General features: G+C 74.3%; 3 protein-coding genes. All 3 read right to left on the bottom strand.

Annotated elements, in window-relative coordinates; all coding sequences use genetic code 11:
- Window positions 1–1,413, bottom strand: a 1,413-nt coding sequence (locus ACFU99_RS42350; RefSeq protein WP_384403778.1) for an ABC transporter transmembrane domain-containing protein, incomplete at its 3' end; no start/stop codon positions are given.
- 113 nt (window positions 1,414–1,526) lie between these two features.
- Window positions 1,527–1,646: a SapB/AmfS family lanthipeptide gene (locus tag ACFU99_RS42345; protein WP_384403775.1), complete on the bottom strand. Its 120-nt coding sequence runs from the start codon at window positions 1,644–1,646 to the stop codon at window positions 1,527–1,529.
- Between the two features lie 35 nt (window positions 1,647–1,681).
- The coding region (locus ACFU99_RS42340; RefSeq protein WP_384403772.1) for a hypothetical protein at window positions 1,682–1,872 on the bottom strand (191 nt) is incomplete at its 5' end.

The following is a 1,872-nucleotide window of genomic DNA, read 5'->3' as shown; positions in this document are numbered from 1 at the left end:
GTCGAGACCGGTCAGCTGTTCGCCGTCGAGGGTGACCGTTCCGCTGTCCGCCTCCGTGAGCCGGCCGGCCACCGCGGCGAGTACGGACTTCCCCGTTCCGGAGCGCCCGACCAGCGCCATCGACGTGCCGCCCGGCACCACGAGGTCCACCTCGCGCAGCACCTCGCGGCCGCCGCGGCGCGCCGTCACCCCGGCCAGTTCCAGGGTGCCGGGGCCGGGCGGGAGGCGGCGGCGCCCGTACTCCGTCGCGGGTTCGGTGAGGACTTCGGCGAGGCGGCGGGCGGCGGTACGGGCGTGGACCAGGGCGTTGAGGCGGCCGACGATCACGCCGATGCCCGAGGCGAGGACGGCGTACCGGGAGACCGCCAGCAGCTCCCCCACACTCAGCTCCCCTGCCGCGAGCCGCAGTCCGGCGACCGCGAGGACGGCGATCTGGAGAAGCGGGACGACCATGACGGCCCGCGCGTTGGACTTGCCCTGGACCCGCCACATCCGGTGGCCCTGGCGCCCCAGCTCCGGCAGCGGTTCGAGGATGCGGGCGCGCTCCCGCCCGGCGGTCCGCGCCGCCGCGATCGTGGCCGCGCCGCCGATGGCCTCCATCAGCCGGCCCGCGATCTCGCCCTGGCCGCGCTGGTACTGGGCGATGCTGTCGGTGGTGTCGCGCACGAAGACCCGCAGCAGCGCGGCGAGCAGCGGCATCCCGAGGAGGAAGGCCGCGGCGGCCCAGATGTCGATCAGGGCGAGCGCCACGATTCCGCCTACGGGCGGGACGACGGCGGCGAGGGCGGCGGCGATGTTGGCGGGGGCGGTGCCCGCGTACGCGGCGTTGCCGACCAGCCGTGAGACCAGGTCGCCGGGGCCGAACCGGTCGGCCGCGCGCGGCCCCGTGTGCAGGACATGCCGCAGCAGACGGCCGCGCGCCCAGGCCGTGCCGCGGGCGTTGGCGACGCCGGTGAGCAGCTCTTCTACCGCGTCGAGCAGTACGGAGAGGCCGATGAGCGCCGCGCACGCGACGATCCAGCGGGTGGTCTGTGATGCGTGGCCGCCGGCCAGGACGGCGTCGAGGGCGCGGCCGAGGACCAGGGGCAGCGCCAGGGAGGTCCCGGCGGCGGCCGTGGTGAGCAGGCCGATCGCGGCGGTGCGTCCGGCGCTGTGCCGGACGGCTTCCAGCAGCAGCCGGTCGGCGGCCCGGTTCGTCGCCGCCCGTGCGGTCTCGTTCGTCGTCGCCTGTGCGGTCTGATTCGTAGCCGCCCGTGCGGCCCGGTCCGTAGCCGCCTGTGCGGTCTCGTTCATCGCCGCCGCCTGTGCGGTCTCGTTCGTCGCCGCCGCCTGTGCGGGCTGGTTCATCGCCGCCCCTGCGGACTGGTCACCGGCGGCGGAGACCAGACGGTCACCGTCATGAGGCGTCGGCATGCTCGGAGCGGTCCTCCCCTTCGGGGTACGGCCCCGGGCCGTGGTGCTGCCCGGGGCCGCCCTATGACCGATGAAGCGTCACACGTGACGTGCCATCAAGGTCTTCAGGAACATCAGAGACACAGAACGATGCTCGCCTCGCTCCAGCACAGCAGCAGGCTGGCTTCGCTGCCACCGCCGCCGCCGTGACCGCCGAACTCGGTCTCCATCGACTGCAGGTCGAGAAGGGCCATGGTGGTTCCTTTCACAGTGGGGACTGAACTTCTTGCTACGGCCCCGTCTCCGGGGCCGGCTCGTGGTCCCGCCGGGGCGGCGGGAGGAAGGGGAGCCCGACGGGCTCGGTGTGCAGCGCCGCGCCCACCGCGAGCAGGCAGCCCGCGGTACCGGTGGCCAGGTCCATCGACAGGCGCATCATCTGGTCGCCGGGGAAGGCGAGATGCCCCTGGTACGGGACCGCGT

Origin of the sequence: Streptomyces sp. NPDC057654, from assembly GCF_042800135.1 — a bacterium.
Taxonomy (GTDB): domain Bacteria; phylum Actinomycetota; class Actinomycetes; order Streptomycetales; family Streptomycetaceae; genus Streptomyces.
The sequence above is the reverse complement of the archived record's forward strand: the minus strand, read 5'-3'. Positions and strand labels throughout refer to the sequence as shown.